The sequence below is a fragment of the Kitasatospora sp. NPDC088779 genome (genome assembly GCF_040685395.1).
Lineage (GTDB): Bacteria > Actinomycetota > Actinomycetes > Streptomycetales > Streptomycetaceae > Kitasatospora.
This window is the reverse complement of sequence record NZ_JBFBHW010000057.1, coordinates 1-24,957: the sequence shown is the minus strand read 5'-3', so window position 1 is coordinate 24,957 and position 24,957 is coordinate 1. Positions and strand designations below refer to the sequence as shown.

The 24,957-nt window shown below is 71.4% G+C and carries 15 protein-coding genes, 1 pseudogene and 1 riboswitch; of the genes and pseudogenes, 5 read left to right on the top strand and 11 right to left on the bottom strand.

Going from position 1 to position 24,957, the window contains the following annotated elements:
* Positions 1-190: 190 nt before the first annotated feature.
* Positions 191-1,474, top strand: a complete 1,284-nt coding sequence (locus tag AB0P03_RS34675; protein ID WP_363632552.1) for a carbohydrate-binding protein — start codon at positions 191-193, stop codon at positions 1,472-1,474.
* A 160-nt stretch (positions 1,475-1,634) separates the two neighbouring features.
* Here AB0P03_RS34675 and AB0P03_RS34670 read toward each other — a convergent pair whose 3' ends face one another.
* The 9 genes from AB0P03_RS34670 to AB0P03_RS34630 form a co-directional block, all read right to left on the bottom strand.
* Entirely contained in the window at positions 1,635-4,547 is a 2,913-nt protein-coding gene (locus tag AB0P03_RS34670) for a hypothetical protein (protein WP_363632550.1), read from the bottom strand.
* Positions 4,547-6,433, bottom strand: coding sequence for an HSP90 family protein (locus tag AB0P03_RS34665; protein WP_363588313.1), 1,887 nt, complete (start codon positions 6,431-6,433; stop codon positions 4,547-4,549). Before AB0P03_RS34665 ends, AB0P03_RS34670 begins: the two co-directional genes overlap by 1 nt.
* A gap of 54 nt (positions 6,434-6,487) precedes the next feature.
* Positions 6,488-7,516, bottom strand: a complete 1,029-nt coding sequence (locus AB0P03_RS34660; protein WP_363588315.1) for a hypothetical protein — start codon at positions 7,514-7,516, stop codon at positions 6,488-6,490.
* 327 nt (positions 7,517-7,843) lie between these two features.
* Entirely contained in the window at positions 7,844-8,347 is a 504-nt protein-coding gene (locus AB0P03_RS34655) for a hypothetical protein (RefSeq protein WP_363632548.1), read from the bottom strand.
* 529 nt (positions 8,348-8,876) lie between these two features.
* The gene (locus tag AB0P03_RS34650; protein ID WP_363588319.1) at positions 8,877-10,319 is read right to left on the bottom strand and encodes a glyceraldehyde-3-phosphate dehydrogenase; all 1,443 of its coding nucleotides are present in this window, start codon (positions 10,317-10,319) and stop codon (positions 8,877-8,879) included.
* Between the two features lie 278 nt (positions 10,320-10,597).
* On the bottom strand, positions 10,598-11,206 hold the full coding sequence (locus AB0P03_RS34645; RefSeq protein ID WP_363632547.1) for a hypothetical protein: 609 nt from the start codon (positions 11,204-11,206) through the stop codon (positions 10,598-10,600).
* Between the two features lie 4 nt (positions 11,207-11,210).
* The gene (locus AB0P03_RS34640; RefSeq protein ID WP_363632545.1) at positions 11,211-12,980 is read right to left on the bottom strand and encodes a DEAD/DEAH box helicase family protein; all 1,770 of its coding nucleotides are present in this window, start codon (positions 12,978-12,980) and stop codon (positions 11,211-11,213) included.
* On the bottom strand, positions 12,977-15,502 hold the full coding sequence (locus tag AB0P03_RS34635; protein ID WP_363632544.1) for an ATP-binding protein: 2,526 nt from the start codon (positions 15,500-15,502) through the stop codon (positions 12,977-12,979). The genes AB0P03_RS34640 and AB0P03_RS34635 overlap by 4 nt, the downstream gene beginning before the upstream one ends.
* 88 nt (positions 15,503-15,590) lie before the next feature.
* On the bottom strand, positions 15,591-17,000 hold the full coding sequence (locus AB0P03_RS34630) for a PIN-like domain-containing protein (RefSeq protein WP_363632542.1): 1,410 nt from the start codon (positions 16,998-17,000) through the stop codon (positions 15,591-15,593).
* A gap of 427 nt (positions 17,001-17,427) precedes the next feature.
* On the opposite strand from AB0P03_RS34630, the gene dcm reads away from it, so the two are divergent.
* Positions 17,428-18,765 (top strand): DNA (cytosine-5-)-methyltransferase, encoded by a 1,338-nt coding sequence (gene dcm, locus AB0P03_RS34625; RefSeq protein WP_363632541.1) that lies wholly within the window; start codon positions 17,428-17,430, stop codon positions 18,763-18,765.
* Here the strand turns inward: dcm and AB0P03_RS34620 are convergent.
* Complete coding sequence (locus AB0P03_RS34620) at positions 18,758-19,219, bottom strand: very short patch repair endonuclease (RefSeq protein WP_363632580.1); 462 nt, start codon at positions 19,217-19,219, stop codon at positions 18,758-18,760. The two genes, dcm and AB0P03_RS34620, sit on opposite strands and share 8 nt — an antisense overlap.
* A 595-nt stretch (positions 19,220-19,814) precedes the next feature.
* On the opposite strand from AB0P03_RS34620, the gene AB0P03_RS34615 reads away from it, so the two are divergent.
* Together AB0P03_RS34615 and AB0P03_RS34610 are read left to right on the top strand one after the other, a co-directional pair.
* Positions 19,815-20,285 carry a GreA/GreB family elongation factor gene (locus AB0P03_RS34615; protein ID WP_363588321.1) on the top strand — a complete coding sequence of 157 codons (471 nt, stop codon included), beginning with the start codon at positions 19,815-19,817 and terminating at the stop codon, positions 20,283-20,285.
* Between the two features lie 80 nt (positions 20,286-20,365).
* Positions 20,366-22,633, top strand: a complete 2,268-nt coding sequence (locus AB0P03_RS34610) for an FdhF/YdeP family oxidoreductase (protein WP_363632578.1) — start codon at positions 20,366-20,368, stop codon at positions 22,631-22,633.
* A 44-nt stretch (positions 22,634-22,677) separates the two neighbouring features.
* On the opposite strand, the gene AB0P03_RS34605 is transcribed toward AB0P03_RS34610, so the two are convergent.
* Complete coding sequence (locus AB0P03_RS34605) at positions 22,678-23,991, bottom strand: DUF3533 domain-containing protein (protein ID WP_363632540.1); 1,314 nt, start codon at positions 23,989-23,991, stop codon at positions 22,678-22,680.
* Between the two features lie 222 nt (positions 23,992-24,213).
* Positions 24,214-24,391: riboswitch (M-box (ykoK) riboswitch) on the top strand.
* A gap of 327 nt (positions 24,392-24,718) precedes the next feature.
* Between AB0P03_RS34605 and AB0P03_RS34600 the strand changes: the two are divergent.
* Positions 24,719-24,957 (top strand): annotated as a pseudogene (locus AB0P03_RS34600) (manganese transporter); the annotation flags it as partial.

Below are 24,957 nucleotides of genomic sequence, written 5' to 3'. Positions count from 1 at the left end.
CCCGGTCCACCGCCGGCGCCGGGCCCCGGCTTGACCATTTCGGGGTTGACCACCCTTCCCCGACAGGTCTATACCAGTGACAGCCTTCGGCAACTACCCCCTGCCGGAGGCCCGTTCGGTCTGCGCGCCACCCCCACCTCCGGCGTGAGCAGCCCCTCCCCCACTGCCGTCCCGCCTGGAAAGGCCCTCGATGGAACGCGCACTTCCCCCACACCCCGCCCCCCGGAACCCGCGCCGCCGCCCGCGCCGGGTCGCCGCCGCCGTGGCCGGGGTGCTCGGCCTGGTTGCCGGCGGCGCCGCCGCGCTCGCGAACACCGGCTCCGCCGCCGCCGACACCACGACCGGCCTCGGCAGCAACTGGTACGCCTCGGCGCCCTATCTGATGCCCGAGGACAACAGTCCGCCGGACGCCGCGGCGGTGATGGACGCCACCGGACAGAAGGCCTTCCAGCTGGCGTTCATCCTGGCCCAGGGCACCAGTTGTTCGCCGGCCTGGGGCGGCACCTCCTCGATCGACACCGACACCACCATGCCCGGCGTCATCCAGACCATCCGCGGCAAGGGCGGGGACGTCTCGGTGTCGGTCGGCGGGTACGGCGGCACCAAGCTCGGCCAGGTCTGCGGCACGCCGGAGGCGACCGCCGCCGGGTACCAGAAGGTGATCACCAAGTACCAGTTGAAGGCGATCGACTTCGACCTGGAGGAGCCGGAGTACGAGAACACCGCGGCGATCCACAACGAGATCGGCGCCGCCCGGATCCTCCAGCAGAACAACCCCGGCCTCTACATCTCGATCACCACCGCCGGGACCAACGCGGGGACGGGCTGGTTCGGCACGCAGATGCTGAACGAGGCCAAGTCGCAGGGCTTCACGCCGAACAACTACTCGATCATGCCGTTCGACGGCGGGTTCAACGGCGCCGCCGCGCAGACCGACGCGCTGGTGAAGTTCAACCAGATCCTCCAGACCACCTTCGGCTGGTCCGAGGCGACGGCCTACGCCCACGAGGGCGTGTCGATGATGAACGGCCGCACCGACGCCGCCGAGTACTTCCGGCAGGCGGACTTCCAGGCCGTGCTGGACTTCGCCACCGCGCACAACCTGGCCCGGTACACGTACTGGTCGGTCAACCGGGACCGGCAGTGCACGGGCCCGGTGGACCCGGGGCTGTCCGGCTCCTGCTCCAGCGTGGCGCAGAACGACTGGGACTTCACCAAGTACACCGTGAAGTTCGCCGGGGCGACGCCCCCCACCACCACCCCGCCCACCACCCCGCCCACCACCCCGCCGACGACTCCCCCGACCACCCCCGGGGCCTGCACCGACCCGGCGTGGAGCGCGAGCACCACGTACACCAGCGGCAGCAAGGTCTCGTACGGCGGCCACAAGTACCACGCCAAGTGGTGGACGCTGAACGAGGTGCCGAGCGCCAGCGGCCAGTGGGGCGTCTGGGGCGACGACGGTCCCTGCTGACACGGACCGACGGGCCGACGCCCGGGGCCCGACGCCCGGGGCCCGGGGATCTGCGCACCCCGGGCCCCGGGCAGGCCAGTTCGCGGCCGCGGTCAGTTCGCGGCCGCGGTCAGTTCGCGGCCGCGGTCAGTTCGCGGCCGCGGTCAGTTCGCGGCCGCGGTCAGTTCGCGGCCGCGAACCGCTCCCGCAGGTCGGCCAGCACCTGCGCCGCCTCCGGGAGGCCGGCGGCCTCGCAGCGGGCGATGCCCGCGGTCAGCCGGGCGACGGCCGCCCCGGTACGGCCGAGGTCGGCGCCCTCGATCAGCGCGGCCAGCCGGACGGCCTCGGCCCGGGACGTCCCGGCCCGCTCGTCGCCGCCCTCGTAGACCGCGATCGCCCGCTCGACCTCGGCCAGCGCCTCCTCGTGGCGCTCGGCCATGGCCAGGCAGCGCGCCCGCTCGTAGTGCGAACCGCCGCGCAGGTACCAGGGGTTGTACTCCTGACCGGCCTGCCCGGCGTGCTCCCCGGCGGCGTCCGCCTCGGCCAGCCGGGCCAGCGCCGACGCCAGCCCCTCCGGGCCCTCGGCGTGCATCGTCAGCCGGGCGAACTCGCGCAGTGTCGCGGCCAGTTGGTCGACCTGGGGGGCCTGGGCGTGGGCCGCGAGGGCGCGGTCGAGGGCGGCCTTCGCGGCCTCCCAGCGGTCCGCCCGGGCCAGCGCCAGCGCGGCCTCGCAGGCGACCATGGTGTGGGTGTCCTGCTCCTCCCAGCCGGCGACGGCGTCGGCCAGCCGCAGGTACTCCTCGGCGGCGTCCCGGTGCTCGTCCAGTTCGGTGAGGCCCCGGGCGAGGTCCAGCCGGGCCTGCGCGAGCATCCGCACGTCCAGCTCCGGCGCGGCGGCGTCCAGCAGCACCGACTCCAGCACCGCGACGGCGTCGGCCGTGCGGTCGGCGGCGCGCAGCACGTCGGCCAGCTGGAGGCGGGCCCGGGCGGCGTCCTCGGCCGCCTCCCGGCCCTTGCGGTCGAAGCGCGCGGCCGCCTCGGTGAGCGCCCGGACCGCGCCGCCGCGGTCGCCGGCCCCCATGGCCGCGTGGCCGAGCATCAGGTAGGTGGGCGCGTACGGGTAGGAGTCGTCGCCCCAGCGGGCGGCCTCGGCGAGCGCCCGGTGGAACACCTCGACGGCCTCGGCGGACTCGCCGCCCTGCAGCAGCACCTGGCCCAGCAGGCCGAGCACCCGCGGGGTGTGCCAGGGCAGTTCGGCCGCGTCCAACTCGCCGAGCACCTCGCGCAGTTCGGTGGTGGCCTCGGCCAGCCGGCCCTGCCGGGCGGCCGCGTCGGCCAGGTACTGGCGGGAGGTGGCGGCGCGGCGGGCGGAGCCCAGCTCCACGGCGGTGCGGTGGTAGCCGCCGGCCGCCGCCTCGAAGCGCTCGACGGCCTCGGCGGGCGGCTCGGGCAGCGCCTCGACCAGGTCGTGGTGGGCGGCGTAGGCGCGGACCTGCCACACGATCAGGTGGTCGTCGTCGGCCATCGCGCCGGCGGACCGCAGCTCCTCGGCCCGGCGCAGCACCTCGTCGAGCGCCGGCCAGTCGGCCACCGTGCCCTCGACTTCGCCGAGTTCCACGATCAGCGCGCGGGCCCGGACCATCAGGGCCTGACCGGGCAGCCCGGCCTGCTCGAACAGGTCGGCGGCGGCCAGCAGCCCGGCCCGGCCGTCGGCGTGCTCGTCCCGCTCCAGCGCCTGGTGGGCCCGCTGCTCGGCGAGTTCGGCGCGCAGCCGCCCGGGGCTGCCGACCGCGGTGCCCTCGGGGTGGGCGAAGCCGTCGGCGGCGGCGCGTTCGGCGATCCGCCGCCAGAGCCGGTCGGCGTCCGGGTGCCCGACGAGCTCCAGCTCGCGGGCCCGGACCACCAGGGCGGTGAAGTCCTCCGGCGCCGGCTCGACGGCCCGACGCGGTGCGGGCGCGAGCGCCGGGGCGGCGGCCAGCTCGGGCGCGGCGGCGGCGCGCACGCCGAGGGCCAGCGGCTCGGCCAGCAGCGGCTCGCGGGCCAGCCGGGCGCGCCGGTCGGCGCCGACCGCGTCGGTGCCGTTGCGGGCGTCGAAGCGGGCGGCGAGCGCGTCGGCCTCGGCGCGCACGTGGGCGAGCAGCGTGTCCGCCGTCCAGGAGGTGCCGGGCGGGCCGCTGACGGCGAGCCCGCCGTGGCCGCCCCGGGCCAGGACGGCGAGCAGCACCTCGACGCCGGTGAGGAAGGACAGCAGCCCGGACGGCTCGCCGGCCACCGCGAACAGGTCGCGGTTCTCGGCGAGCAGTTCCAGGCCGCGCGGCTCGTTGCCGGACAGCGCGCAGAACTCGACATGGCGGCCGACGGCGCGCGCCATCGAGGCCTTGCCGCGCGCGGCGCGGTAGCCGGTCAGGTGACTGGAGCGGGCCTCGTCCAGACGGCCCCGGCGCAGCAGCGGGAGCAGGGCCGCGGCCTGGCTGAGGGCGGGCTCCTGCTCGCAGCTGCTCCGGCCGTCGAGGACCGGCTGCAGGACCTCCAGCGCCCGGGCGTCGTCGCCCGCGTCCGCGAAGTGCTCGGCGCGCGCCCGGGTCTCGCAGGCGTGGCAGTCGCTCAGCTCGGAGCGCGGGCGGGCCGTCCACAGCTCGTAGGCGTCCTGGCGGCCGGTGCCGGTCTGCGCGGCCAGGTGGTAGCGCTGGGCGTAGTACGGCTGGAGGTCGAAGCCGGCCGCCCGGTAGCGGTCGCGCAGTTCGGTGTGCCAGCGCCGCAGGGCCGGCAGCGGCACGTCCGGGTTGCCCAGGAGCGCGCCGGCCACCCACTTGAAGCGCCAGAACACCTGCTGGCGGGCCCACTCGCCGAAGCCGTCCGGGTCGGCGTCCCACAGCTTGAGGAGGCGGGCGAAGACGACCGGGCTCTTGCTGCGCTCGCCGTCGTACTCGTACGCCTCCATCAGCTCCAGCAGTGCCATCGAGCGCGCCCCGGTGTCGTCGAACTGCTCGGCGGCGTCGACGAGTTCCTCGGCCGCGACGGTCCGCTGGCGGCCGTACGGGCGGGCGTCGTTCTCGCGCAGCGCGGCCATCACCGCGTCGGGGGTGTCCAGCATCAGGCCTCCTTCGGGTCGGTGCGGTCCGGGCCGGCCGACTCGTGGCCGAGCATGGCGTGGTCGAGCAGGCTGATGAACGAGCGGTTGAGCAGGGCGCTCTCACTGGCCTTGAGCGGGCGGCGGGTCATCAGCACGGCCTGCCCGTACAGCGCCTCGACGGCGGTGACGGCCAGCTCGCGGTTGGTGACCGTCGCGGCGCGGCGCACCAGCGGGTTGAGGTGGTTGAGCACCAGTTGGGCGCGGGGCGCCTCGGCGCGCAGCGAGCCCAGGATGTCCGCCCACAGGCCGTCGGCCTCCTCGGCGAGCTGGGCGCGGCTGCGCTCGTGCCGGGCCTCCCGGTTGTCCAGCAGCAGCGCGGGCGCGTTGGTCGGGTGGAAGCTGCGCAGGGCGACGTCGCAGTCGAAGCGGCCGACCACCTCGCGGGCGACGGCGAGGAAGGCGTTCGCGGCGAGCTCGGCGGCCGGGTCGACGGTGTCCAGGTGCGCGGTGACGGTGCCCGGGTCGAGGTCGGAGACCGAGACGCCGGGACGGATCTCGGGCAGCCGGTGCACCAGGTCGCGGTCGTAGGTGTAGCCGCCGTTGACCACGCCGAGGCCGGCGGCGCCGGCGATCGGGGCGACCTGGCGGAACTCCTCGACCGTGCGGGTCACCAGCACCACCGGGTGGCTGCGGGTGAACTCGTCCAGGGTGACGTTGCCGTCGGTGGTCTCGAACGGCAGCCACGGCAGCATCATCCGCAGCAACTCGTCGTCGTAACGGGCGAGTTCCTTGACGGCCAGGTGGTGCACGGACAGGAAGCGGTGCAGCAGCGCCGGATCGCTCGCGGACAGGCCGGTCAGCCAGTCGCGGATCCGGACGCCCAGCGCGTCGCGGACGGCGGCCAGCGTCTCGTCCGCGTACAGGCCCTCGCGGGAGGCGGTCGGGCGCAGGCCGTCGGTGTCCACCACGCAGCGGACGAAGAACGCCCAGTCCGGCAGCAGTTCGGCGGCCTGGTCGGACAGCAGCATGCCCTTGAGGTGCACCCGGTGGCCCGAACGGCGGGACGGCGGGGCCGCGTCCGGCAGCACGTAGGCGACGCCGCGCAGGCCGACCAGCGGCAGGTCCAGGTCGATGGTGTCGAGCGGGGTGAAGTCGAAGGCTGCGCGGCAGTACTCGGTCAGCGCGTCGCGCCGGGCCAGCGGCGAGCCGTGCCGCTCGGCCCACGGCGGGGTGCGGTTCACCCGGTGCTCGGTGCCGTTCGCGTCCACCACCGTGACGTCGTGGCGCAGCAGGCTGCCGAAGTCCCGGGCCAGCGCGAGGACACGGCCCGACCGCGTCCACTCGGCGGCGTCGGCGCGGGGGACCAGCGTCACGGTGGTGCCCGGCTCCGGCTTGGCCGCGGCGGGCAGGGTGCGGATCGTGTAGCGGCCGTCGGAGCCGCCGCGCCACTCGATCACCGGCGCGTCCGGGGTGGCGGCGGAGCGGGTCACCACGGTGATCTCGTCGGCGACCACGAAGCAGGCCAGCAGGCCGATGCCGAACTGGCCGATGAAGTCGCCGCGGGCCTGGGCCAGCCCGGCGCCGTCCAGCCGGCCGTCGGCGTCGCGCTTCGAACTGCGGCCGATGGTGGCGAGGAAGGTGTGGACGTCCGCCTCGGTCAGGCCGACGCCGGTGTCGGTGACGCTCAGCTCGTCGTCGGCGCGCACGACGATCCGGGCCGGCGCCTGCGGATCGAGGGCGCGGCGGGCGGAGATCGCGTCCACCGCGTTCTGCAGCAGCTCGCGCAGGTACACCCGCGGGCTGGAGTAGAGGTGGTGGGAGAGCAGGTCCACCAGGCCGCGCAGGTCCACCTGGAAGGTGTGCGCGCTCGCCGCGTTGTCGGGCGTCGGGTTCTCGGATGGGGACACCGGGGGCTCTTTCGATCGCGGGGCGGGTGACGGAGGTTCTGGGGGGCCGGGGCGTCAGTACGCGCAGCGGTCCCGGTGGGAGGCGAACGCCTTGAGCGGATCACCGGACAGGAAGTGCCAGGGCGACTCGGTGACGGCGCCGTCCAAGGCCTCGAACAGCAGGCGCGCGGTCTTGCGCTGGCCGGCCAGCGAGAAGGCCATCGCGAAGGCGTTGAAGGAACCCTGCCAGCCGCGGACCGGCGTGAAGTCCGGGTGCAGCACGGAGCGGAAGGCCGCCTCCTGCAAGTCGGCCACCACCTCCGCACTGGCCAGGTAGGCGCGGTCCTCACCGTCCGGGAGGTCCAGCCAGCGCTCCAGGTGCGCCAGCACGACCAGCTCGCCGAGCTGGCTGCCCTCCGGCGCCGCGAGCATCGAGGACCGGGCGAAGGCGTGCATCTCCTCGTGCGAGCCGCCCCACTTGGCGCACAGCTGCTGGAGGCGCTGGCGGTGCGAGGCCGGATGCCCGGGAGCACGGCGCACGGCGGCCTCGAAGCGGCAGGTCGCGACCTCCGCCGGGAGCGAGGCGCCGCGGGCGCTGATCTGCAGGAAGTACCAGGGGGCGAGCCAGGACGGCTCGCGCTCGGCGACCTCCAGCAGCTGCTCCTCGGCGACGTCCAGCCGCTCGTGGAACACCTTCCACTGCTTCTCGGACACGTGCTTCGCCCGGGCGCCCGTCCGGGCCTCCCAGGCCCAGGTGACGTGCCGGGCACCGGACAGCAGCAGCGCCGACGTGTCCTCGGGCCGGTCGGCGAGGGCCCGGGCCGTCCACTCCTCGACCCGGGGCACCTCGGCGATCGCACCGACCCGCCCGGTCAGATCGGCGCCGTCCCCGACGGCGGCCAGCGCGGGGCCCAGGGCCGCCCAGTCACCGGCGGCGGCCTGGCCGAGCATCAGGCGCAGCGACTCGTCCCCGAGCGCCGGATCCAGCCGCGGCGCCGCAACGGCCGCCACGGGCGCGGACCCGACGGCCCGTCGCACCCTCCCGCGCCAGCCCGCCCCGCTCTGCGCGGCCTCCTCGCCGGAGCGGCGTCGGAACAGCGGCATGTGTGGCCCCCTCGAACATCATCGGCATCTTTCGCATGGCCGCACGACGGCCACCCCAGATGAGTAGATATCACGGCCGACCGACATCCGTTTCCCCAGCCCAGGGGCGGTCCCGGTCCGGCCCGCGCGGGGACCGCCCCACGGCCCGCCGACCGGGGCGAACGGCCGGGGCCGACGGCCGGGGTGAGGGCACGTCGAACGGGGTGAGGGCACGTCGAGGGCGGCGGCGCCGTCCGGTCCGGCGCCGTCCGGTCCGGCGCCGAGCGCAAGCGGCCCCGGCGCCTCCTCGGCCCGGGGCTTCGCTTCGCTTCGCGTACGCGGCGGCCGTCAGGCCAGTCCGAGCCCGGCGTCCGGGGTCCTGCCCGCCTGGGCCTGCTCGATCCGCTTGACCAGCATCGCCCCGAACCGCCGGGCGGCAGCCACGTCGGCCGGCCCGCCCTCGGTGGTCACGCTGGCGACGACGGTGCCCGAGCGCAGCACGATGCCGATGCCCTCACCCTCGCCCAGCTGGCCCTGGAAGACCTGGCTCTCGCTGCCCAGCACCGGGGAGTCGACCTTGCGGAACGGCCCGGCTCCGTAGGAGGCGTAGGACTCCTTGAGCTTGCCCTTGGCGGCGTCGCGGTTCGGCAGCGTCTCGACGATGAAGCGGGCGACCAGATCCCCCGAGGAGAACCGGACGGAACCGCTGAGCGGCTTGCCGGTGCACGGCACCGACGCGGTGCAGGTGGTGGCGTGGTCGATGGTGTCGACCTTGCGCTTCTCCTCCTCCCAGCCCGCCATCGCCTTCGCGTCCGGCAGCACCTGCCCGACGAGCTTGTCGTCCAGCAGCACCGCCTCCAGGTCCGCCCCGGGCGTCGCCGCACCGGCCGGCGGAGCGGAGGCCCCGGCGCCGCCGCCTCCGGTCGTCGGCGCCGAGGCCGCACCCGAGGCCGCACCCGCCCCCGTCGCGGCAGCAGACGCGGACGCCGACGCCGGGACCGAAGCCCCTGCACCGCTCTCACCGCCCGCCGGACCCGTCGCGCTCGCCACCGCGCTCGCCGCCCCCGCCGCGCCCTTGGCCGCGTCCGAGCCCGCCGGGGAACTCCCCGTAGAACCCGACGAGCACCCGGCCAGCACCCCCATCAACGCCCCGGCCGCCACTGCGGCAGCCACCCTCCGACCAGCCATCCCCATCCCCATCGCCCGCTCCCTCCGGATGTCCGTGACCCATCAAGATAGCCGCCGCCCCCGGCCCACCCGCGTCCGGGTGCACCCGAGCCGATCAAGGACGGAGCGGGGGCGTGAACGGCGGCGGGGCGGTGACCGTACTGGTCACCGCCCCGCCGCCGGGACTGCCGGAACTACCTGAACTACCTGAGGATCAGACCGCCGGGGCCGGGTAGGTCGGGAACTCGACGCCCGAGACGTACTGGACGACCCGGATGACCTGGCAGGAGTAGCCGAACTCGTTGTCGTACCACAGGTAGAGGATCGCGTTGTCGCCCTCGACCTTGGTGGCGCCGGCGTCGACGATCGAGGCGTGGCGCGAGCCGATGAAGTCGCTGGAGACCGCGTCCGGGGAGTCGGTGTAGTCGATCTGGCGCTTCAGCGGCGAGGTCAGCGAGACGTCGCGCAGGTAGTCGAGGACCTCCTCGCGGTTGGTCTCGCGGGCCAGCTGCAGGTTGAGGATGGCGATCGAGACGTCCGGCACGGGGACGCGGATCGAGCTGCCGGTGATCTTCGCCTGGAGGTCCGGGAGGGCCTTGGCGACGGCCGAGGCGGCGCCGGTCTCGGTGATCACCATGTTGAGCGGTGCCGAGCGGCCGCGACGGTCGGCCTTGTGGTAGTTGTCCAGCAGGTTCTGGTCGTTGGTGAACGAGTGGACGGTCTCCACGTGCCCGCGCAGCACGCCGTACTCGTCGTCCATCGCCTTCAGCGGCGGGACGATGGCGTTGGTGGTGCAGGAGGCGCAGGACAGGATCTGCTCGTCGGGCTTGATCGTGTCGTGGTTGACGCCGTGGACGATGTTCGGGACGTCGCCCTTGCCCGGCGCGGTCAGCACGACCTTGGCGATGCCGGGGCGCAGGTGCTTGGACAGGCCCTCCCGGTCGCGCCAGCGGCCGGTGTTGTCGATCAGGATGGCGTCCTTGATCCCGTACTCCGTGTAGTCGACCTTGGTCGGGTCGTCGGAGTAGATCACGGTGATCTCGTTGCCGTTGGCGATGATCTTGTTGTTCGCCTCGTCGACGGTGATCGTGCCCTGGAACTGGCCGTGGATGGAGTCCCGGCGCAGCAGCGAGGCGCGCTTGACCAGGTCGTCGCCGCCGCTGTCGCGCACGACGATGGCCTTCAGGCGCAGGCCGTTGCCGGAGGCCTTCTCGATCAGCAGGCGGGCGACCAGGCGGCCGATCCGGCCGAAGCCGTAGAGGACGACGTCGCGGGCGTCGCGGCGCTCCAGCTTGTTCTCGCCGGTGGCGCCGGAGACGGCCCGGGCGGTGAACTCCTCGACCGACAGGCCGTGGTCGTCGGCCCGGTAGGTCGCGGCGAGCATGCCGATGTCGATCTGCGAGGGGCCGAGGTCCAGGGTGGTCAGCGCACTCAGGAAGGGCATCGTCTCGGTGACCGAGAGCTCCTCGCCGGCTATCTGGCGGGCGAAGCGGTGCGTCTTCAGGATGCTGACCACCGACTTGTTCACCAGGGACCTGCTGTGCAGCAGGACGGTCACGTCCCGCTCGCGGTGCAGTCGCCCGATGATCGGGATCATCGACTCCGCGATCTCCTCGCGGTTCTTCCAGTCCGTGAACACGTCGTCGTTGACAGTCACAAGTCCATCTTTCGAGCTGAGGGTGTTGCGCACATGGTAGCTTCGCCCGCCCCCACCCCTTCGGCCGGTCCCTCCCCCCGCCTGCCCGGCCGCGCCCCGCCCGCACCCGCACGCCTCGGACCTGCACCTTCACCCCGGCCCGGCCCGGCCGCCCCGCCCGTCACACCGACCAGGCCTCGCCCCGAAGGTGATCACCGCCACCTCCGCGCCGGGTCCCCGTGCCCCGCCGCGCTGTCACCCACCACGTCGGGGCACAGGCCTACCGGGGCTGGCACCAGTCAGCCGGACGCTGTCGGCAGCACGGCCAGGACCGCCGCCTTCTCATGCCCTGGCGCCTTCCTGTCCCTGAGGTTGTTGGCAATGATCGTTGGAATCAGCGTGGTGTCGAGCTCGAGCGACCGAAGGGTGTAGACGTCGTTCCCGCCCTCCCGGCTGGTGACGATGTCGAGGCCGAGCTCCCGTAGTTCGCGGGTTCGGCGTTCGGTGTGGACCGCTTCCCTGGTCACGACGCGCAGGAGCGCAGCGGTCACCGGCTGCCCCAGCCGCCGCAGGAGCGTCGCGAACAGCTCCTCGTGGGTACGGCTGCCGTACGGGACAGTCAGGTACCTCTCAGGAATCCGTCCCCCGTACTCCTCCGCCATCCGCTCGGCCAGCTGCGCGCGGAGGTCCCTGAAGGTGGCGCACTTCGCGGGCAGGTCGGTCCGTGCCAGGGCCTGCATGGACTCGGCCAGCAGGCGCTTGGCGTAGAGGTAGGCGTCGAGGAGGTTCTGCGCATCGGCATCGTCCTGCTTCAGTAGACCGACGACGCCTTCGACCGCGAGGAGGGTGTCCGGCCTGAGCTGGTGCCAGTCGGCCGCAGGGTCGGGATGCTGGTTGGGCACGTTCAACTTCCTATCGTTTCGCCGCAGCCGTGATCGAGCTGTCGGGTGGATAGCGGAGGATGTGCACATCCTCCCCGGCGTCTTCGACGGCTTCAAGGTCGTCGAGCCATTCGCGGAGGAACTGCTCGCCCTTCTGGTCGGCGCGGTTGGCCCGCATGAACCTGACCTCGCTACCGATCTTCACCCTGGGGTCGCGAACGACGCCCCCCCTGGCGCCTAGTGAGTCCTGCAGACTCAGGCCGGCGGCGAAGCGGCGGATGTCGGAAACGAAGTCCAGGACGATCACCTTCTCCTTCCCGGGGGCAAGACGCAGCCCTCGGCCGAGCTGCTGAACGAAGATCCGCCGGCTGTGGGTGACCCGCTGGAAGACGACGATGTTCACGTCCGGGACGTCCACACCCTCGTTCAGGACGTCAACCGCGCACAGGACACCGGTGCGGCCGTCAGTGAAGTCCCACAGGATGCGGTTCCGAGTGGCCGCGTCCACCGCCTTGCCCTGCGCCGTCCGGGAGGCGATCACCTCTGCGCTGGTAAACCCGAGCGCGTTGATCCGGCCCGCCATCCGCTCGGCGTGATCGATAGTCCCGCAGAAGACGATGCCCCTCGGGTTCTCCTGCTCGGCCCACGCCTCGGAGAGGCGGTCGACGACTGCGTCGTCCCACTCGTCGATGAAGACTGTACGGTTGATCCCCCGAGGGGTGAGCGCGAGGGCGGTTTCGGCGAGCCCGGCCGCCAGCCCGTCCCAGTCGATGTTGTCGGTGAACATCCGGTAGTCGACGTTGGCAAGGTATCCCTCGCGGAGTCCGCGCACCATGTCGATGTCCACGACCGGATAGTCGAACCAGGTGCGCAGGGACTTCCCGTCGGGGCGCCAGGGCGTCGCGGTCATCCCGAGGAGGAACGCGCCACCATCGGCGGCCGACAGCTCGCCGAGCACCGCGTCGTAGGCGGTGGTCCCGAGGTGGTGGCACTCATCGACGACGACCAGGCCGAACTCGGGCAGGCCTCGCCCTGACTTGACGGCGGTGGCGACGCTGTCCACACAGGCGAACACGACGTCCAGGTCGTTGAGCGCGTCCCGATCCGGACGCTCGTAGCCGTTCCATACCCCGGTGGCCGCCGAGGCTGGAAGCAGCGGCCAGAATGCGCGCTCGAGCTGGTAGACGAGCTCGTTCCGGTGCGCCAGGACCAGCGTCCTCGTGCCGGGCCGCAGAGCCCGGGCACGCCGGTGGAACTCGGCTGCCACGTAGGTCTTGCCGAGCCCCGTCGCGAGCACGATGAGCGCGCTGCGGGCCCCGTTCACCAGCTCGTCCATCAGCCCGTCGACGGCCCGTTCCTGGTAGGCGCGAAGCTGGAAGCGATCCGGGTTCCGGAGCGCCGGCGGAGCTTCCGGGACGCGCTCGGCCTGCCGCTGGAGCGCGCGCCGGTCCCACAGTTGCAGGGGAATCCCCTTCCCGGCGAGCTGCTCGTGCTGGGCCCTGACCGAGGCTTCGAACCCGTTCAGGCTGACGACCACAGGGATGTCCGCGTCATAGCGCCGACAGGCGTCGACGGTCTGGGCGATGACCTCGGGCCCCACCGGAGACCGCCAACGCTTCATCTGGAACAACCAGCGCCGCCCGTTGAGGCTGCCGACCACATCGGCTCCGCCGTCGCCGGAGGCCCCGGCGAGCTGGACCCCCGAGTAGCCGCGGGCCATGATGAGGCGCTGCACGACCCGTTCGAAGGACTGCCATCCGGTCCCGGCCAGGTTGAGGTCGGTGACGATGCGCTGGGTCATGCGAACTTTCCGGCCAGGAAGTCGACGGCTGCCCGCGCCCGGACGACGATAAGCCGCTCCGGCTGGTCGTAGCGAAGGTACGAAGCGCAGTCCTCAAGGCAGCGCAGGTACTTGACCTTGAGGTCTTCCTGCAGCTTCCGGGCGATCACCAGTCCCGCCTCGCTCTCGCTGGGCCACGGGTCCTCCCAGACCAGGCCGTTGAACCAGCCCTCCGCGTGACGGGCGAAGAAAGCGGTGACCGTTTCGCGGTCGCAGTAGCGGAGGTATCCGCCAGTGGCCTTGAGGCGTCCGAGCTCCGTGAGCTCCGCCCCGGACTTGATCATGGAGTCGGCGAGCGCCATCTGTTGAGCGTCGTCGAGCTCGTCGTAGAAGCTGTCCGCGTACGGCGCTCTCAGGATCCGCTCCGTGATCTGGTCGAACAGCGACTTGATCGCGGTCCGGACACCGTCGGCACTGTCTGTCACCGCATCGCCCCACCCCTTCCTGAGGACTTCTGCAGTGAGCACCGCCACGGTGTGCCCGGGTCGGCTCTGCAGGTTGCGGTGGAGGGAGTGGAGGAACTGGGCGGCCTCGGTCGCGATCAGAAACTCCGGCCGCAGCCCCATCGCCGTGAACACCGCATGGGTCGGGTCGATGTAGATGGTGATCTGCCGCGTGTCCGCGCACGTGACAAGGGGGACCGAGGCCTGCCCGAAGGCCGGGAGGATCGGCCGGTGCGTCGTACGCACCCGGACGTTCAGTGGACTGCTCGTCTTCCCGTCTGCCAGCACGACGGCGAGCTGGTCCGCGCCGAGCTCCTCGGCGTCAGAGGACACCGAGTCCAGTGCCGCCGGGCTCGCGGGGTGGGCCGCGTCCTTGACGTGCCCGCACGCCTCGCAGCGCTCAGCGCCCGCCTTGTTCTCCTTCGCGCAGAAGGTGCACTTCCACGGCAGCTGTACCTTTGGCACCTGGGACGTGCCGCAGTGCGGGCACACCGTCGCCGAGCGCAGTATCTGCTTACCGCATCCGGCGTCCAGGCACGGCTTGCCGTCGAACACCTGGCCACAGCCACCACACTCCTCGGCCGTCGGCGTGTTCTGGAAACCGCACTCCGGGCACTCAGGGAGTACCTGGATCGGCGGCTCTCCAGCCGTCTCAACGAGCTCCCACCACTTCACGTCGTCGTAGTAGCCAGGCAGCCGGTCGAGGAAGCGCCGGTAGTAGTCCTCCTCGACGCTCCGGGGGATCCGGTCGGCCTTGCCCTTGGCGGGGTTGTACTGGCCCATGTACATGTCGCCGCGGCCGAAGTTACGGACCTTGCGGTAACCCTGGAAGAGCAGCGACACCGGCGAGTCGTTCACCCCTCCGTCGGTCCAGTTGTTCGGCAGAAGCGAGCCTCCACGCAGGAAGCCGACGGCCTCCTGCCACTCGTCGGAAGCCTGCTGGAAGTGCTGCTTCTGGAAATCCACCGGCACCTGGTCGAGGTGGACCTCGCCGACGATCCTGCCGTACTGCTGGTCCACTGGGTACTCACGCTCGGCGCGCCCGGTGGTTTCATCGGAGAACTCGAAGAATGCCGCCTTCTCCGCCTGTCGGATGGCCCGCCCGTTACGGATCAGGTCGATCCCGAAGTCATTCTGGTCGTCGAAGCGCTGGATACCTACCCACCCATGCACCCGGTGGTTTATTTCCCGGCTCTCCACTGCTCCGCAGCGCGGGCAGGCCTCGTGCTCGCCGAAGTCGGTACCATCATGGAGGCAGCGCCGCGCGCTGCTGATCACCTGGTCGAAGCTGATCCGGGCGGGAATCTTGCCGTGGGCCCTCCGCTCGACGAAGCGCTCCGGAGACCAGACGCAGTGCTCGAAGGGCTGGCAGCGCTCGTTGTTGACGGTGATGACCACCGGATTGGCCGCGCCCGGCCGCAGCAGGGTGGCGTACCGGCGCCCAAGCCGACTGCGCAGCGTCTTCTTCGACATCCTTGCGAGCTCACGGATGAATCCGCTGTTGGCGTCCCCGTCGGGCCACCAGCCCCGGATCTCCACCACGGTTCCGTGGCGCAGGCCCGCCGGCTTCTCGATCTGCTCGGCCTCCGCGGAGAAGGTCTGGGACTGCATGAGCTCGGGCAGATCGAGCGTGACCTGGACCGCGTGGTCGTCCTCGTCACGCGCGGAGATCACCCGTGTGATGCGCCCGAGCTTCCCGGTGGCGATGTTGAAGCCCATACCGAAGAGGCCGAGGGTGTCGAAGTGGTTCTTGGAGGTGTAGCCGGCCCGCATCGAATTGGCGATCTGCTCCTCGGTAAGGCCCGGTCCGGTGTCGCGCACGCGGATCATCCCTTCGCCCCGTGCGACCTCGGCAGACCCGGGGACCTCGATGATCACCTGGCGGACTGCCGAGGGAGTGCCCGAGGTGGCGGCGGTCCGGAAGGAGTCGACGGCGTTGTCGATGAGCTCGCTGAGCGCGTCGATAGGGAGGATCGGGGTGCGGGTGAGCGCCACGAGCACCCGGGGATTGGGGGTGATGTCGATCTGCTTGTGCGCCATCGTCTGGTCGGCTCCGTGTCCAAGGTTGAGTAGTCGGCCCGCGTCACGGCGCATCGGCCTGTGACGAGCCTCGGGGCAGGTACGTCAGTCAGGCCCTCAGCTGCACCTGGCGCGCGGCCAGCCGTTGCAGCGGCAGACGGTCGGTCTCGCCAAGCTCACGCACCAACTGCACGAACCACGGGGCCACCCAGGTATCGCTGCGGTAGGGCCACTCGCCCTGCGCGAGTGCCGTTCCTGGGTGCCACTCGGGTGCTGGGCGGACCTCCGACCGAATTGCCGCGCAGACATCCACCAGCGGCTCGCCGTCGGAGGGGACACGGAATCCGAGTTCGGCCGTCACCCCGATCAGCCACCACTGGAAGTGGCGGCGCTGGTCCGACACTGCAAGCTGCCTGGCCATCCGGGTCGTGAGACCCGATGCCCGGTATGCCTCGACAGCCAGTCCGTCCGGCGGCGTGACGGTGTGGGCACTGCCGTCCGTGACCTCAGGGGGGTCCTCGACAGTACGCTGCGCCACCGCCTCCGCAGCCCGGTCGATCTCGTCGTAAGTGGCACTGGTGAGCTCCATGCTCGGTGCGAGGAACTCCTCGATGCCTTGGAAGAACTGCCTCGGCTGTTCCATGCAAAGCTCCGCACCAGTCCGCTGCCGCAGCTCGACAAAGAGCTGCGGCCACGGACGCTTCGTACCGTCGTCGAGCTTCTCGTACCAGTCCTCCTTCGCATCAGCCGATACGAACAGGACGCGGTTCACCTCTGGTGCGGCCGCCTTATCCAGGATCTCAGCCCAGATGAAATAATCGCCGACCTGGTCCAGCGGATTTCCCTTCCCTCGGTCAGCGAATCCCGGCGGAATCTTGTTCGGGAAGCGGAACGCGAGGGCTTCTTCAAGCCGCTGCTGCTGTACCGGGTACGCCGTGGGAGGGGCGATGCGGTCGCCGAACAGGGCTGCCACCTTCGGGAGGACGGGATCATCCGACTTGATCGCGGCAGGCTTGAGGTCGTGCCCGGACTTCAGCTGCTTGACATGCTCCTTTAGCAGGTCCTGCCAGTCGCGCAGCAGCGCCTTCACGGCCGGCTCATTGATCGTCTCGTCCAGGCAGGTCCGCGCAGCGTCGTCGTTGGCGTACTTCAGCAGCAGGCGCTTCACGTGCGCACTGGCGTCCAGTACAGCCTGGCGGGCCCTCTGCAGATGCTGGTCCACCTCCGAGGCCGCCCCACGGAGCTCCTTGTCGCGTTCGACGAGCACCCGGTGCCTGCCGCGGACGAACTCCTGGCCGACCTGATACGGCAGCCACAGGCGGGCGGAGATCTGCTCCAGCGCAGCCAGGACCTGGTTTCGCACCACAGGGTTGTACTCGTACAGGCTGAGGATCACGTTGGTGTCGAGCACAACGAGGGCACCCTCGAAGAACGCCTTCCGATCCGCCGCCGCCAAGCCACTGTCAGGGAGGATCCAGGAACGGAACTGCTCCACCAGCGGTAGATCTGCCTGGCCCACGCGTCCTCATTCCCTCCCCAACTGCGGGCTCACCATCCTGTCGACACGGGCGGAACCCGTCAAGACGCAATTACGGAGCGGAGTCGCCCTGATAGTTCCTACCCGCCCTACCGTTGCGTGGCAGGCCCCCTCCGCCCCAGGCGATCCACGCTGGAGGAACAGGACCAGACGACGCCTCGCGCTAGTTTCCGCCATCGGATACCTGACCCGCCTGAGTCCGGCGTTTTGGGCTGTGTCAGTGCTGTCGCCTACGCTTCTGGTTCTGCTGGTGACACCAGTCCCAGGATGGCCCGCAGGCACGGCCCAACCGGCTTCCGGGCACGTGCCGACACGGCTGTCGCCAACAGCGGCAGCGGGTAGTCGGCTGCTACTGGCAAAGGAACACGTCGGCGTCCGCCTCAGTGCGGCGCCACCGAGAGGAGGTCTCATGGCATCTGAGCGCCTTGAGGTGGTCGAGATCTGTGCCGGCGCGGGCGGGCAGTCCCTAGGCCTGCACAATGCCGGATTCACGCACAAGCTCGCCCTCGAACTCGACCAGAACGCCGCGGCGACCCTCCGCCACAACCTCGCGCGGCTCATCGAGGCCGAAGGCACCAGCGAGGAGGACGCCAAGCGAGAAGCGGACGCCATCGTCAAGGTCGGGGACGTGGCCGACACATCGCTCTGGGACCCCGGGGCACACAAGGACGTCGACCTTCTCGCAGGAGGCGTCCCCTGCCCGCCATTCAGCATCGCCGGCAACCAACTCGGCGCGACCGACGAGCGGGACCTGTTTGCCTGGGCAGTGCACCTGTGCAGGGACATCCAGCCGAAGGCACTGCTCCTGGAGAACGTCAAGGGCCTGAGCGGCAACCGGTTCTCCGCCTACCGCCAGCACATCCTCGAACTCCTCCACGACGCCGGGTACGTCGGGGAGTGGCGCCTGTTGGAGGCCCACCAGTTCGGCGTCTCCCAGCTGCGGCCACGGTTCGTCCTGATCGCCCTCCAGAAGGAGTTCGCCGAGTACTTCCACTGGCCTGAGCCTTCCAAGGTGAAGGCTCCCACTGTCGGCGAACTTCTCAAGGACCTCATGGGGGCGAACGGCTGGGCCGAGGAGCACGTGGAGGCCTGGGTCGGGAAGGCCTCAGCCATCGCGCCCACCATCGTCGGCGGCTCCAAGAAGCACGGCGGCGCCGACCTCGGCCCGACCCGGGCCAAAGCCGCTTGGCTCGAGCTCGGGGTCGATGCGATGGGCGTCGCCGACGCCGCCCCGGACTCCGGGAAGGACGGCAGCCACCTGCCCCGCCTGACCACGAAGATGGTCTCCCGGATCCAAGGCTGGTACGGCGAGAAGTACTACTGGGAGTTCCAGGGCCGTAAGACCACTGTCTACCGCCAGATCGGCAACGCCTTCCCACCGCCCGTCGCGGAGGCCCTCGGTAGGGCGATCGCGAGCGCTCTGCGCCAAGAGAAGAAGCGCTCCGACTCTGTCGAGTGGGTCCGCCCCGACCTCGACCCGGTCTATCTGCTGCTCCGCCACCATCCGGACAGGTCCCTCACCGCCCAGAAGATGGCCGACCTCATCATGAAGTCCGGCGGGAAGAGGCTCCCCCTGCCGGAGATCGAGCGGCGCATCGCCCACATCGAGCGTGACTTTCACGTAGAGAAGACGGCCCGCAACTCCGGCGAGCTGGCTTACCGGCTCGGCGAGTTCAGGGCCTTCGTCGGCCAGCAGGACCATGCACGGCACGACTACTTCGCCCAGCACCGGGGCAAGGTCAGCTGACGGCGTCTCCTGCGCGCCGGTGCCGGACGCTCTCGACCACGGCCGGCGCGCAGGCCTCCGCCGCCTCGTGCTCCCAGAAGCGCAGGACGAGCCAGCCCTCAGCCGCGAGCCGGACATCGGTATCCCGGTCACGCTGGACGTTGCGGCCGATCTTCTCGCGCCAGTAGTCCGGGTTCGTCTTGGGGGGGACGAAGTGCTCCGGACACCCATGCCAGAAGCAGCCGTCGACGAACACCGCGACACGGGCCGGGCGGAACACCATGTCGGCACTGCGCCGCATGCCCTGCAGCGGCTTCGCTGCTACCCGGTACCGGAGCCCGGCTGCGTGGACGAGCCGCCTGAGCGCGAGCTCCGGCTGGGTGTCCCGGCTGCGGTTGCCCACCATGCTCCGCCGGTTGGCCGCCGACGATGCCCAGGACCCGGGCGGCGGGGTCCATGCCTGCGGCGTCTCCACTGATGTGCCACTGGCCACGGCATCGGCTCCTGCTACTCGGGGGACAGGGACTCCGCGACCGGCGCCCGACACTGCGGGCACGGCGCGGTCCACGGTCCTCGACATTGCTCCATTTACCAGGTAGCCCCCAGCCTAGTGCGACACCTCGGGGCGTCTACCCCCTTCGGATCTTTCCGTACACATCGCCCCGCTCCGGCGTTGGAGCACGCACGGAGCAACGGCACAGACTGGGGCGGTCTGTGCGTCCGCGGGCTCCTCTTCTTCGGGCACCGTAAGGACGATCCGCAGATCGCACTGGTCACATGGCCTCGGGGCTCCAAGGAAAGGGCGGGTTCACCTCCGTACGGGTCGCGCCAGCACCCGAGCCACGCGATGATGACCGGCCTGCAGCTCTGATCCAGGGCGCGTACCGGGTGGCCATCGGCGGTGGCTATGGAAGAGTACGTGGGTTCCTGAGCTGTAGCAGAGGAGGAAACAAGAGTCCGGAGTTCGGAAGGAGGAGCCTCGCCCACGGCGGATTTGCCGGGGGTGCGGGGTGGTGGGGTAATGGAAGCGACCCGTGCTTGAGCGTTCCGCGAACGACCCGGGAGCAGCCATGACAGACGGTCCCGAGCCCATCAGTGCCGAGGCCCTGCGCGCCGTGCAGGAGGAGTTGGCCGAGCTGCGCGGCGAGCGGGCGAAAGTGGTGGGGACGCTGCGCGGGGAGGACGTCGGCGACCGGGCGGACGCGGCGGACGAGTTGCAGCGGGCCGACGACGTCGCCCGGCTGGACGAGCGGATCGCCGAGCTGGAGGCCCGGGTCCGCGAGGGGGCCGCCGCCGGGCCGCCGTCCACGGAGGTGGTGGGGGTGGGCTCCACCGTCACCGTGCGGTTCGCGGACGGGGTGGAGGAGACCGTCGAGGTGGCGGAGCTCGCCGAGGTGCGGGAGGAGACCCTGGTGACCGCAGACAGCCCGCTCGGGCGGGCGCTGCTCGGGCGGCATGCCGGGGAGACCGTGAACTACGAGGCGCCGAACGGCGCGGCGAGCGCGGTCGTGCTGTCGGTCGGCGGACGGAGGGCTTCGTGAACTCCCCCGACGGCCGCGCGCGGGACGACTCCGCGCAGAACCACGCCGCCCGGAACCGCCCCGCCCGGGACGAGCCGGCCGTGGGCCCCGACCCCGTCGGGCCGCCGCAGTTCGCGCCGTACCACCACCCGGCCGCCGGCTGGGGTGCCGCGAAGAGCGTGACGCGCTTCCTGGTGAAGGAGGGCGCGTACGTGGACGGGCCCCGGGCGATCATGCGGATGAACCACGAGAACACCGGGTTCGACTGCCCCGGGTGCGCCTGGCCGGACGACACCAAGGGCCTGCACCTGGACATCTGCGAGAACGGCATCAAGCACGTCACCTGGGAGATGACCCGCAAGCGGGTCGGCCGCGAGTTCTTCGCCGCCCACTCGGTGACCGAGCTGTCCGGGTGGAGCGACTTCGCGCTGGAGGACCAGGGCCGCCTCACCGAGCCGATGGTGTACGACGCCGCCTCGGACCACTACGTCCCGATCAGCTGGAAGGACGCCTTCGAGCTGGTCGGCCGCACCCTGCGCGAGCTGGACGACCCGAACCGGGCCGCCTTCTACACCTCCGGCCGGCTCGGCAACGAGGCCACCTTCCTCTACCAGCTGATGGCCCGCGAACTGGGCACCAACAACCTGCCGGACTGCTCCAACATGTGCCACGAGGCCAGCGGACGCGCCCTCCAGGCCTCGCTGGGCACCGGGAAGGGCACGGTCGACCTCAAGGACTGGGAGGTCACCGACGCGCTGTTCATCATGGGCGTCAACGCCGCCTCCAACGCGCCCCGGATGCTCACCGCCCTCGCCGACGCGCACCTCCGCGGCGCGCAGATCGTGCACATCAACCCGCTGATCGAGGCGGCCGCGACCCGCACCATCGTCCCGCACGACTTCGTGGACATGGCGCTGTTCAAGTCCACGAAGACCAGCACGCTGAACCTCCAGCCGCGCATCGGCGGCGACATGGCACTGGTGCGCGGCATGGCCAAGGCGATCCTGGAGCAGGCCACGGCCGACCCCCGGGCCCTGGACCGGCAGTTCATCGAGCGCCACACCACCGGGTTCGAGGCCTACCGCGCGCTGTGCGGGGCCACCTCCTGGGAGGAGATCGAGCGGCAGAGCGGGCTCGGCCGGGCCGAGGTCCTCAAGGCCGCCCGGGTCTACCGCGACGCCGACCGCTCCATCGTCAGCTGGTGCCTGGGCGTCACCCAGCACGAGCACGGCGTGGACACCGTGCGGGAGATCGTCAACCTCCTGCTGCTGCGCGGCAACCTGGGCCGCGAGGGCGCCGGCCCGTCGCCGGTGCGCGGGCACAGCAACGTCCAGGGCAACCGCACCTGCGGCATCGACCACCGCCCCTCACCCGAGTTCCTGGACCGCCTCGCCGAGGCCTGCGGGATCGACCCGCCACGCGCGCACGGCCTGGACACCGTCTCCGCCATCGAGGCGATGCGGCGCGGCGAGGTGACGGTCTTCGTCGCCATGGGCGGCAACTTCGCGCTCGCCGCGCCCGACACGCCCTACACCCACGAGGCGCTGCGCGGCTGCGAGTTGACCGTCCAGGTGAGCACCAAGCTGAACCGCAGCCACCTGGTGCACGGCCGCCGGGCGCTGATCCTGCCGTGCCTGGGCCGCACCGAGAAGGACCACCAGCGCGGCGGGGTGCAGAGCACCTCGGTCGAGGACTCGATGAGCATGGTGCACCTGTCCGTCGGCATGAAGCGCCCGGCCTCCCCGCACCTGCTGTCCGAGCCCGCCATCGTCGCCGGGATGGCCCGCGCGGCGCTGCCGGACAGCGGGACACCGTGGGAGTGGTACATCGAGGACTACGACCGCATCCGCGACACCATGTCCCGGGCCCTGGACGGCTTCGAGGACTTCAACCGCCGGGTGCGGCTGCCCCTCGGGTTCCGGATCAAGCAGCCGGCCCGCGAACTGGTCTTCCTCACCCCCTCCGGGCGGGCCGAGTTCTCCACCGCCCCGCTGCCCGACGTCGTCCCCGCCCCGGGCACCCTGGCGCTGGGCACCATGCGCTCCCACGACCAGTGGAACACCACGATCTACTCCGACAACGACCGCTACCGGGGCGTGCGGAACCTGCGCACGCTGGTCTTCCTGAACACCGACGACATGCGCGAGCGCGGCATCGCCGAGTTCGATCCGGTCGACATCACCAGCACCGCGAAGGACGGCAGCACCCGCACCCTGAACGGCTACCTCGCGATCCCGTACGACATCCCGCGCGGCTGCGCGGCGGGCTACATGCCCGAGATGAACGTGCTGTGCGCGATCGCCGACCACAGCACCCAGAGCGACCAGCCGATCATGAAGCACCTCAAGGTCACCGTCACCAAGGCGTAGGAACCGAGGACGGCGCCCACTCCTGAACGCCCACTCCTGAACGCCTACTCCGACGGCTGCGGCGTCCAGCGGTGCAGGCCCTTGCGGTCGTAGTACCGGGTCATCCCGAAGCCGAAGGCCAGGGCGAGCAGCACGCCGACCGCGATCATGGTCCAGCCCCGGGCCAGGCCCGCGTCCGCCCGGGCGTCGAAGAACAGGATCGCCCGGATGCCGTCGCTGAGCTGGCGCATCGGCTCGAAGACGCTGAGGAAGCGGTAGAAGCCGGGCACCGCCTGGAGCGGGATGGTCGCCCCCGAGGAGGGCAGCGCCAGCGCGATGAAGACGAACATGGACACCAGCTGCCCGATCCCGCCGAACGCCGCGTTGATCGCCTGGACCCCGAGGCCGACGGCGAGGCTGGCGCAGTAGGCGAAGACCCAGAGCAGCGCCTGGTGCGGGGCGTCCATGCCGAGGACGGTGACCGAGCAGAGCATCACCAGGGTGGTGGTGAGCAGCATGATGCCGGCCGTCATGACCATCTTCAGCAGCAGAGTCTGGGTGCGGGTGATCGGGACGGTCGGGCGCCGGGTGTGCCAGGGGCCGAGCTCGCTGTCGCTGTAGCCAAGCGCGGTGTCGACGCCGTTGTGGATGATGTTGCCGCCGATGAAGCCGGTCAGCACGGCCAGCAGGGTGTAGTAGAAGGCGCTCAGGCCGAGCCCGCTGTGGGCGCCGATCGGGTGGCCGACCCGGGTGGTGACGGCGAGCGGGTCGGCGAGCAGCAGCCGCGCGGTGGCGCTGGTGCCCGTGCCGGAGCCGGAGCCGGCGGAACCGGACGGCGGCGCGGCCGCGGTCAGCTCCTTGCCGAGCGCCAGCGAGGCCTGGTGGGCGGCGGACTGGGTGATCTGGGAGGCCAGCGAGGAGCCGAGGCTGCCGAGGCCGGGGTTGGTGAGCACCGTCAGGGTGGGCCGTTCGGTGGCCCGGCCGGTGGTCAGTGCCGCCACGTCGGCGGTGAACGCCTGCGGGACGAGCAGCGCGCCGTAGACCTTCCCGGTGGAGAGCTGGTCCATCGCCTCGGCCTGGTCGACCTGGCGCCAGTCGACGGTGCTGCCGGGCGTCCCGGCGACGATCTCCCGGCTGAGCCGCGCGCCCAGGGTCTCCGCCCGGCCCGGCGGCGGCGGGCCCTGATCCGCGTTCACCAGGGCGATCGGGAGCCGGTGCAGGTGCCCGGTCGGGTTGAGGATGCCGCCCATGTAGAGCAGCGAGAGCACCACGGCCAGCAGGCCGCACAGGATGCTCGGGACGAGCCACAGCTTCGCGTGGCGGGCGAGCACGAGGGCCCGCGCCTGCCGGGGACCACCCTGGGAGCCTGCGGACGCCATGCCACCCCTCGGATTCGGGCGCAACCTGGTGCTGCTGCCGATGCGGTGGGAAGTCGTTCCGTGGCGGCCCGGCGGCAAAACCCCACGTCACCCGATCCGCCCCGCCGCCCCCCGCCACCCCCCGCCGCGCCTCGGCCGGGACGACCGGAGACAGAAGGTAAAGGTTCTACCAAGTACGCAAGTATCGGCCTCCGCGCGGTCTATGCTTCTGGAGGTTTGAAGAAGGCACCTCGTTCGGTGAGGCTTCTTCACGGACACAGGCCACTGATCCGACGACGTCGAGAGACGCCCAGGGTTAGGACAGATCTTCCCGACCTAAGGGTTGATCCGAAGTGGCTTCCGGCCCGACCGGGCTGGACACGCCGTGGAGTGCCAAAGCTCTGACGAGTTGGGGTGAACCGGCGGTCGCTTCGCGCGCCGGCGAACTCCTTGCCGCGTCGATCACACGCACCACGGGGTGCGTCGACCGGGAGGAGGCGAGAGACATGGATTGCAGTAGTCCGGGCCACAGTTGCCCCTACCCCCGCCTGTCCTCGCACACTCCCGGCACGCGGTAACGACCCTCCCTGCGAACATTTCTGACGGTACATCACCTCAACACCCGGCTTCGCCGTGCCCGAACGGGCCCGCACCGCCGGGTGGCGATGCGCCGCGCCCGTCCGCAGGGGGATCGCCGCCGTGCGCCCCCGATCGCCCCGCCTGCCCCGGGGCCCACGGGAGGATCGTCATGACCACCAACGCCACGCTCAACTCCAAGGTCCCCGCCCCGCGTTCAGCGGTACTGGACGACGCCCACGTCGGCGACATCAAGGGTGCGCTCGGCACCATCCGGCTCGACGACACCACGCCGCGCCACGGCCTGTCCGCAAGACTCAAGACCCTGCTCGCCATCGTGGGCCCCGGCCTGATCGTGATGGTCGGCGACAACGACGCGGGCGCCTTCTCGACGTACGGGCAGGCGGGGCA

Bases quoted from the DNA above. Each gene is read 5' to 3' on its own strand.
- AB0P03_RS34675 (WP_363632552.1), top strand. From the start codon at position 191: ATGGAACGCGCACTTCCCCCACACCCCGCCCCCCGGAACCCGCGCCGC.
- AB0P03_RS34670 (WP_363632550.1), bottom strand. From the start codon at position 4,547: ATGCTGGACACCCCCGACGCGGTGATGGCCGCGCTGCGCGAGAACGAC.
- AB0P03_RS34660 (WP_363588315.1), bottom strand. From the start codon at position 7,516: ATGCCGCTGTTCCGACGCCGCTCCGGCGAGGAGGCCGCGCAGAGCGGG.
- AB0P03_RS34640 (WP_363632545.1), bottom strand. From the start codon at position 12,980: ATGACCCAGCGCATCGTCACCGACCTCAACCTGGCCGGGACCGGATGG.
- AB0P03_RS34635 (WP_363632544.1), bottom strand. From the start codon at position 15,502: ATGGCGCACAAGCAGATCGACATCACCCCCAATCCCCGGGTGCTCGTG.
- dcm (WP_363632541.1), top strand. From the start codon at position 17,428: ATGGCATCTGAGCGCCTTGAGGTGGTCGAGATCTGTGCCGGCGCGGGC.
- AB0P03_RS34615 (WP_363588321.1), top strand. From the start codon at position 19,815: ATGACAGACGGTCCCGAGCCCATCAGTGCCGAGGCCCTGCGCGCCGTG.
- AB0P03_RS34605 (WP_363632540.1), bottom strand. From the start codon at position 23,991: ATGGCGTCCGCAGGCTCCCAGGGTGGTCCCCGGCAGGCGCGGGCCCTC.